12 protein-coding genes are annotated in these 7684 nt (G+C 68.1%); 5 read left to right on the plus strand and 7 right to left on the minus strand.

Annotated features, from left to right (window positions below):
• Positions 1 to 161: 161 nt before the first annotated feature.
• On the plus strand, positions 162 to 1193 hold the full coding sequence (locus tag ACTWP9_RS32000; protein WP_443249818.1) for a LysR family transcriptional regulator: 1032 nt from the start codon (positions 162 to 164) through the stop codon (positions 1191 to 1193).
• An 82-nt stretch (positions 1194 to 1275) separates the two neighbouring features.
• Here the strand turns inward: ACTWP9_RS32000 and ACTWP9_RS32005 are convergent, their stop codons facing one another.
• Entirely contained in the window at positions 1276 to 2316 is a 1041-nt protein-coding gene (locus ACTWP9_RS32005; RefSeq protein WP_443249819.1) for an FAD-dependent monooxygenase, read from the minus strand.
• The gene (locus ACTWP9_RS32010) at positions 2313 to 2450 is read right to left on the minus strand and encodes a hypothetical protein (protein ID WP_443249820.1); all 138 of its coding nucleotides are present in this window, start codon (positions 2448 to 2450) and stop codon (positions 2313 to 2315) included. Before ACTWP9_RS32010 ends, ACTWP9_RS32005 begins: the two co-directional genes overlap by 4 nt.
• A gap of 115 nt (positions 2451 to 2565) precedes the next feature.
• On the opposite strand from ACTWP9_RS32010, the gene ACTWP9_RS32015 reads away from it, so the two are divergent.
• Positions 2566 to 3294, plus strand: coding sequence for a TetR/AcrR family transcriptional regulator (locus ACTWP9_RS32015; RefSeq protein ID WP_443249821.1), 729 nt, complete (start codon positions 2566 to 2568; stop codon positions 3292 to 3294).
• A gap of 4 nt (positions 3295 to 3298) precedes the next feature.
• Here ACTWP9_RS32015 and ACTWP9_RS32020 read toward each other — a convergent pair whose 3' ends face one another.
• The 5 genes from ACTWP9_RS32020 to ACTWP9_RS32040 all read right to left on the minus strand — a co-directional run bounded on the left by ACTWP9_RS32020 (position 3299) and on the right by ACTWP9_RS32040 (position 6127).
• Entirely contained in the window at positions 3299 to 3505 is a 207-nt protein-coding gene (locus ACTWP9_RS32020; RefSeq protein WP_443249822.1) for a hypothetical protein, read from the minus strand.
• A 276-nt stretch (positions 3506 to 3781) separates the two neighbouring features.
• Positions 3782 to 4852 carry a nucleoside hydrolase gene (locus ACTWP9_RS32025; protein WP_443249823.1) on the minus strand — a complete coding sequence of 357 codons (1071 nt, stop codon included), beginning with the start codon at positions 4850 to 4852 and terminating at the stop codon, positions 3782 to 3784.
• Between the two features lie 41 nt (positions 4853 to 4893).
• A complete protein-coding gene (locus ACTWP9_RS32030; protein ID WP_443249824.1) occupies positions 4894 to 5268 on the minus strand; it encodes a hypothetical protein in 375 nt (124 codons plus the stop codon).
• 176 nt (positions 5269 to 5444) lie between these two features.
• Positions 5445 to 5834: a hypothetical protein gene (locus ACTWP9_RS32035; RefSeq protein ID WP_443249825.1), complete on the minus strand. Its 390-nt coding sequence runs from the start codon at positions 5832 to 5834 to the stop codon at positions 5445 to 5447.
• Positions 5831 to 6127 (minus strand): hypothetical protein, encoded by a 297-nt coding sequence (locus ACTWP9_RS32040; RefSeq protein WP_443249826.1) that lies wholly within the window; start codon positions 6125 to 6127, stop codon positions 5831 to 5833. The genes ACTWP9_RS32035 and ACTWP9_RS32040 overlap by 4 nt, the downstream gene beginning before the upstream one ends.
• A 146-nt stretch (positions 6128 to 6273) precedes the next feature.
• Here ACTWP9_RS32040 and ACTWP9_RS32045 point away from each other — a divergent pair, with 146 nt between their 5' ends.
• The 3 genes from ACTWP9_RS32045 (at position 6274) to ACTWP9_RS32055 (ending at position 7540) form a co-directional block, all read left to right on the plus strand.
• Positions 6274 to 6504, plus strand: a complete 231-nt coding sequence (locus ACTWP9_RS32045) for a hypothetical protein (RefSeq protein WP_443249827.1) — start codon at positions 6274 to 6276, stop codon at positions 6502 to 6504.
• Positions 6505 to 6581: 77 nt separating this feature from the next.
• On the plus strand, positions 6582 to 7235 hold the full coding sequence (locus ACTWP9_RS32050) for a hypothetical protein (protein ID WP_443249828.1): 654 nt from the start codon (positions 6582 to 6584) through the stop codon (positions 7233 to 7235).
• Positions 7232 to 7540: an Imm49 family immunity protein gene (locus tag ACTWP9_RS32055; RefSeq protein WP_443249829.1), complete on the plus strand. Its 309-nt coding sequence runs from the start codon at positions 7232 to 7234 to the stop codon at positions 7538 to 7540. The genes ACTWP9_RS32050 and ACTWP9_RS32055 overlap by 4 nt, the downstream gene beginning before the upstream one ends.
• Positions 7541 to 7684: the final 144 nt, after the last annotated feature.

The following is a 7684-nucleotide window of genomic DNA, read 5'->3' on the forward strand; positions in this document are numbered from 1 at the left end:
TGTGCGCGCTGAACCGGGCGTGCTCGGTGAGACAAGTGGGGACTGACGTGGGTGCTGCCGAACGGGGACCATCGGGCGATCGCGGCTGTGCAGCCAGTGTGGTCTCCGCAATACTTCACGTCCATGGCGACTTCCTTGAGTAATCGCTTTAGCTTTGCTTCATGGAACTCTCCTTGAACCGACTGCGGATGCTCCGGGAGCTATCCCGCTGCGGCACTCTCACGGAGGCGGCCGAGGCGCTCCACTACACGCCTTCGGCCGTCTCCCAGCAGCTTTCTGCGCTGGAGCGCGAGGTGGGCGTGGCGCTGCTGGAGCATGTGGGGCGCCGAGTGCGGCTGACGGAGATCGGGCGGGTGCTCGCGCAGCACGCCGGGGACGTGCTGGCGGCTGAGGAGAGGGCCCGGATAGCGCTGGAGCAGGCACGGGAGACGCTCACCGCCGATCTCACCGTGGGCGTACTCGCGACCCTGGCGGGAACCCTGGTGCCACCCACCCTGGCAACCCTCGCCGAGCGGCACCCAGGTGTACGGGTCACGACCCGCGAGGTGGTACCGGAGGAAACCGAGTCGGCCGTACGCGACGGAGACCTCGACCTGGCCTTTGTACTGGACTATCCGGACGCGCCCGGCTGTGGTTCGCGGTACGCCACCATGGAGTCCACCCTCGTCGGCGTGGAACACCTCCATCTCGTCGCGCCGCGCGGATGCCTGGGCGCGCCGACGGCTCCCGCAGGGCTGTCCCGGGTGCCCCCTTCGCAGCGCTCCTCGGCGGACAGTCCAGCCCAGGTGGGCGACGACCGTGCCGTTTTGGGAGCCCCGGTGGCGCTCGCGGATCTGGCCGGGTGCTCCTGGGTCGCGTCCGGGACGGACACCGAGTTCGGGCGTGCGCTGTGGTCGGTGTGCCGGACCGCGGGCTTCACCCCGCACATCGTGCATCGGATCGACGAGCAGACGACGGCGATGGCGATGGTGGCAGCGGGTCTCGGTATCACTCTGGTCGCCGAACTCGCACTGCCGCTGCGGCCCGCCGGGGTCGACGTCTTCCCCTTCCGGCAGCCGATCAGGCGCCGGATCACGGTCATCCGACGGTCCTCGACGAGGGACCGGCCGTCGGAGCAGGCGTTCCTCCGCGCCGCGCTGGACACAGCGACTTCGTTCCGACTGGCTGAGGAACCGGCGCCCCGTCATCGATGAACTCGCCGTGTCTATCCGTTTTCGCCGCAGCCGGCAGCCGCTGCCGCCTCGAAGGTCACGGTGTGAAACTGCCCTTGGTGCGCTAAACGGCGTCCCGCAGCGCGGTCCCCGGCACCGAGGTCCAGTGCGCGGGGGAGCCGGCCTGCCGCGACCGTCGGGCGATCATCCTGGTCCGCGGGACGCGGACCCGGTCGTAGGCCGCCAGCCCGGCCTCCGTGCCGAGTTCGTCGACCGTCGCTGCGAGCGTGACCGCGTCTTCGAGGGCCTGGCAGGCGCCCTGCCCCAGGTTCGGGGTCATGGCGTGTGCCGCGTCTCCGAGGAGGGCGACCCGCTCGCGGACATAGGTGTGCAGTGCCGGCAGTTCGTAGGTGTCGTGCTGGAGCACCGCGTCACTGTCGGCGGAACCCAGCAGCGCGGGAACAGGGTCGTGCCAGTCCGCGAACCGTTCACACAGCTGCGCCAGGCCGGTCCTGGAGCCCTTCGGTGCGTTGGCCATCAAATAGCAGTAGACGCGGCGGTCCGGCAGGGGCGCGTGCCCGAACCGCGCACCCCGGCCCCAGGTTTCCACGCTCCCCTCGACGTGCCGGGGCGGCGCGATGAGGCGCCAGGTGGTGTATCCGACATAGCGGGGGCCGGGGAGGCGCGGCCAGACGGACCGTCGCGTCACGCTGTGCACGCCGTCGGCGCCCACCACGAGATCGGCCTTCGACGTCCCGCCGCTGTGCAGGACCGTGCCGTCGGCCCGTACCTCGCGTACCTCGGTGCCGGGCCGCAGAGCCCGGGCCGGCACGGCCGTGCGCAACAGGTCGACCAGGGCCGCCCGGTGCACCGTCACCCACGGGCCGAAGCGCCGTTCGAGTTTCGCGACGTCGTTGCGGATCATCCACCGCCCGTCGGCGCTGCGGACCCCCGCGAGTGGAGCGGCCGTTCCGCCGGAGCGCAGCATGTCACCCAGGCCGAGCGCGTCCAGCGCGCGCAGCCCGTTGGGCTGTACGGCCAGTCCCGCGCCCACCTCGGTGAACTCCGGGGCCTGTTCGAGGACTTCAAGCTGCCAGCCGCGCTGGTGGAAAGCCGCGGCGGCGGCCAGACCGCCGATGCCTCCGCCCACGATGAGTGCCCTCATCGCCGGTCCCCGCCCTTCTGCCGCGCGTACGGGCCGCGCAGGCCGCGCCGTACGTGAGCGGCTCGGGAGAACCCCCACCACACAGCCACGGACAGCACAGCCACCGCGAGCAGTACCCACCAGCGAGCTTCCATCGACTCGTCTCCTTAATATCTCTAGGTTTGCTTATAGGTATTAAGGAAGCATAGGTGCTCTAAAGTGTCAACGGGCCCGGAAACGCGAAGGGTTGAGGGACGGGGAAGGGTGACGATGTCCGCACAGACCGGCAGCCGACGGGAGAGGCAGCGCCGAGCCACCTTGGAAGAGATCCACGCGGCGGCGCGCAAGCTGCTGACCGAGAAGGGGTCGGCTGCGGTGACCATCAACGCGGTCGCCAGACAGGTGGGCATGAGCGGCCCCGCCCTGTATCACTACTACGCCGGTCACGACGTGCTGGTCGGGGCGGTGACCGCCGACTTCTTCAGCGAGCTGGCCGCCGCGATGGAACAGGCCAGGGACGCCCGCCCTGACGCTCCGGTCGACGACCGGATCCTGGCCGTCTGCCGCGCCATGCGCGCCTGGGCCATCGGCCACCCGGCCGAGTTCGGCTGGATCTTCGCCAGCCCGATCGCCGCCACCAACCGGGAACCGGACTCGCAGCGGCATCAGGCCGGCCGGCGTTTCGAGAAGATCCTGCTGGAGCTGACCGTCGAGCTGTGGCGGCAGCGTCCCTTCGCGGCGCCCGAACCGGGCAGTCTGCCCGCGTCGCTGCGCGACCAACTGACCGCCTACGCGGCCTCCATCGGCGGGCAGCTGCCGCCCGGAGCCGCCCACGTCTTTCTGACCTGCTGGACCCGGCTGTACGGCCTGCTGTGCATGGAAGTCCTCCACCAGCTGGATTTCGCCTACTCCGACCTGGAGCCCGTCTTCGAGGAGTGCCTGCGCGACATCTCCGGCGTGCTCGGCCTCCGGCACACCGCCGGAGCCGACGGCGCATGAGACCTCAGAGGGAAGCCGCTGAGGTGCGCCGGGTCAGATGGACGATGTGGTCGCGGATCTCCCGGGCCTGCGGGTGCCTGCGGTAGGGCGCGGGGGAGCGGCGGACGGCGGTCAGTGCCGTGGTGGTACGACGGGAGGCGGTGTGCGGGTAGTGCTCCATGATCTGGCGGCACTGGTCCAGCGCGGCGTCCAGCTCGCCGAGGGCCGGCAAGGTCCCGGCCAGTTGCGCGTGGGTGAGAACGCGGGCGATGTGGTGGGCCGGTGGCCGCAGGGCCAGTGACTGCCGGAACGCGGTGACGGCCTGGGCGCGGTCGCCCAGTGACGCAGGACCTCCCCGCGCTGGTAGCGGACCGCGGCCGGCGGATACCGCGTGAAAGGGCCGAGAGGTCTCGCGCCGGGGTCGGCTTCCGCCTCGTGGGAGCGCTCGGCGGCCAGCAGATCCGCTAGCTGGCCCAACAGTGCGGAGAGGTGTGCATCGGCACCGCCGTCAGCCCACCGTGCCAATCGGGGCCTTGCCGGCCTTCGACGGGTTCAGCGCCTGGGTGAGCCAGCTCATGAAGGGCACGTATTCCGCGCTCGTACTCCAGCGCAGAACGGCCCCCTCGCCGTGCTCCGCTGCGGTCGTGCGACCGATGCTGTCCATCGTGATCGGCATCAGCTCCGAGTCCACAAACGGGAGGTCGAGCGCAGCCGAGAGGGTGAGCGCGTCGTGCTGCATGCTGCCCGGGTGGAAGTCTCGGAACCACCGTTCCAAATGGTCGGAGAGGATCCGCGCCCACGCCGGGTTATCCGTGGCGTTCAGGGCCGCGTACAACGCGCTGTCCTCGGTGACCGCCATCTGCGGCGTGAACGTCGCCTCGGAGGAAATGAACTCCGGAGTCTGCAGGCGGCCCTCGGCCACCGCCGCGAGCACCGCCTGAGCGGCCGGGACATCGAGCCGGACGTTGTGCTCGGCGCGTTCGGGGTTGCGGTACCTGAGTGCTCCCCCCATCTGCGTCACGCGCAATTGCGCAGCCACCTCCGGGGCCTCGGCGAGGACCCGGGCGAGGTTGCTCAGCGGGGCCATGCCAACCCACCGCACCGGCCCCGTGGTGGAGGCGCATACCTCACGGACCGCAGTCACCACGTCGGTGGGCTGCGGCGGCACGTCTGGGGGAATCAAGTCGTCCACGCAGTAGTAGCGGGTGGCTCCCAAGGGGGCCCCGGCCACCGTGGCCACGTCGCTACGGCCCATGGCGTCCAGGAGGTGCCGGGCGAAGCGAGCGCGCTGCCCTGCGGCTTCGTCTCCCGTAATCACCGCGGCCAGTTCCGGCACGTGCCGGGCCGCCGCGGCAACGGCCAGCGCGTCATCGGCGTCACCGCCGATATCGGTGTCAATGATCACAGGGCTGTGGCGTAGGCCCTCCGGCGACGGGCCGGAGGTTTGCAGCTGCTCGCCGAGACCGGCGAGCCCGCTCCCCGCAACGCTGTTCCCGAGGTCCACCATGGTCTCCCAGTGACGCCGCATGGCGCCCTCGGCCTCCTCGCGGTCTTCCCCCATGGCGTCCGCTTCCCCCATAACCTCTACTCCTTCCTGGCCCTCCGTCCGTGGAGTGCCGGTCAATTGCTGCTGAGGAAATCGTCGGCCTCGCGGTGCAGCCCGGCCGGGGCGCTCGCCCAGGCGGGGGTGGCCATCAGTTCGCGCAGCTTGACCTCCTTCACCTCCCGTGGAGCATCCGCGGAAAGGCCGATGTGGGGCCAGATGTACTCCAGGTCGCCTGGCAGTGCCCAGTGGGCGCCCATGGCGTCCGCAGGAATCTCGTCGGATTCCGCGGCCGGCACAAGGATCTCGTCGGCCGTGGCCGCCGGGGTGATCTCGACCAGGCTGAGGCCGAGCCGCTCGACGGCGTCATGGACATTCAGCTTCCACCGGGGCGACAGCGAGTGGCCCCTCTTTCGAGACGCTGATGGCCGCCCCCAAGCCGACGGAAGCATCGTCTACAGCGACTGGAGATCGACCAGCACATCGCTGATCACCGCACATCCGCAGCAGCTGACGCAAGAGATCATCGCTCTCGTCACGTCGACCGACTGACGTCCCCCTCCGACGCGAGGCGCCGGTCACGGCCCGGGACAGCGGCGGCGGCGCTCGGAGGTGACCAACACATCGGCTACTTCTCCTTGTGCTCCTCGCCTGTGTCATCAAAGCCGCCGCCGGAACCAGGTTCCTGTTCATCAGCGGCGCCGGAGGACGACAGCTGCTCGCCTTCCTCCTGCTCGCGCCCGTCATCAGGGGTGGGCACCACTCCAAGAGTGAGGGGCAAAGAAGCTGCATAGAGGTCAGGGATGCGGGTCCGCGGCAGGATTGCAGCGATGTCGAGCTTGGGGAGCGAGGTCGCGAACTGTTCGGCCACGCGGCGCCCCACAACCTCGTTGAGGCGGAACTTCGGGAGGGAATCGGCGAGCTGTTCGGTGAAGTTGAGATTCAGGGCGCCCGCGATATCGAGCTGCTGGGCGAGCCGACGTTCAGCCGGGGAGACCGCGGCCTGCAGATCCCTCACAGCCCGCCAGGAGACCCGACGACCCGTTCCTTAAGCTTCCGCAAGATTCCCATGCATGTCGTGTCGGAAGTGTCCGGGAGCGACGGCTCACTCGGCTTGAGGAGGGTCGGCGTCTCCTCCCTGCCGCAAGCAAAGAAGTGCATCTTCATCTCCCAAATGCCGGCAACATACTCGGCAGCAGCGTCAGGGCTGTCAGCCGCGAGGCCGTACAACAGCCACCGCACGTTGGCCGTGTACCAAACGTCGCCCTCTATCTCGTGACCCGCGACTCCCGCGACGCTCAGCAACTCCACCTCAGGCGAGGCAAGCCACTCACGCCACTTCCGTCGCCGGGCCCACTGGGCGGGGTCCGGCGGCAGCACTGGTGTCCGCGGAGCCTGCGAACTGGTGTCAGTGGGCCTGTTCGCCGGTGTCAGTGGCGAATCGGAGACTGTGGCGCATGAGCGAGCCGCGCTGGCGGGTCTACGGCAGCGACCACGACGACCCGCACCCTTACGCCCGTCCCGGGCGCTCCTACAGGGAGCTGGTCGATCGTGAGGGGAGAGGTGTGGATGACCTCGGAAATCACCCCAAAACCAGGCAAGGCAGGCCGCTGGGAAAATACACTGACCTCATAGAGGCACTCAGAAGGCTGGAAGCAGAGAGCCTTTCCCGACTCACCTTCAAGTAGCAGCACAGGCAGTAGTAATCGCGCGCGAAGGAGGCAGGATGCGTCACCTCACACCGTACGAGCGTCGACTCACGCAAATGCAGGAGGAGATCGTCGGAAATGAACGTCTTTCCGTCCTGGAGGAGGCAAACGAGGGGATAGCAGGCTTCGACGAGGACGCCGGGTCAACATTCCGGTCGACAGCAGAGAAATACGGGATGGAGCTGGCCCCCTACTTCCACCGGAGCTACGTGCGATTCAACTGCCTCTGGACCTGCTGGTGCATCGAAGAGGATGACGCAGAGCTCGTGGGGGAATTCAGAATTGCCAACCTTCCGGATGCACTCGCAACTACTCCCCCTCCGTTCTCCGTAAGCAGCGACTCCCCTGCCGAGCGTAAACTCCACTCAGAGCTTCGTGTTATCGACGACAGGCCGGAGAGCGGAACTGGCCACCAGGCAACCATCAGAATCCAGCCTGGCGCCTCGGACCCGGAGTTGTGGTATTTCCATCTGGGCCTGGGAACCATCCGCATGGATATCAACTATCAGGAGTACCTGGACGCCCTCATTCTCACCAAGGGAACTTCTGGATGGCAGTTCCTCTTCTGTGACATCACGGAGAAGACGAAGAAGACGTACGACTTCGAAATGGCTTCCCGTCACATGAGGACCATGCTCGACGTGTTCCCCGAGCTGTTCCCAGGACACGATTACGCACCACTGCAAGCGCGACTGGAGGCCCGGCTGTGACCCGCTACGCCGACATGCCCAAGCCCATCCGGTCCGGGATCGTTGTCGTGGATCCGGAGCTCGTTCGCCAGCCGGTCGCCCTCTTCCATCGCCTGATCACACGCGACCCTGACGCCTTCACCGAAGCCCTCGCGCACCACGGCACATACTGGAGCGACTCAACGACGCCGCGCGCCCGGGTGGCACTCGGACCGTTGGCGATGACAAGCCTGGCGTACGGCTCCGGCTTCCCCGTCAACCCCAAGCAGCCCTGCCTGCCCACCTATCTGCTCAACCGCGAACGGATCGAAGCCATCCCCGGCTGAGAACCTGCTCGCGAGTAAGACGTCGTTTCTTATGGCGTGATCGTTCGTTGAACCGTGCATGACGGATCTTGTCGAGCGGTTGGTGCCGGACGAGTTATGGGCGCTGTTCCGGCGGATTGTCCCGCCGACAGAGGTGAGGCGCCC

The organism is Streptomyces sp. 3N207 (assembly GCF_052246355.1).
Classification (GTDB): domain Bacteria; phylum Actinomycetota; class Actinomycetes; order Streptomycetales; family Streptomycetaceae; genus Streptomyces.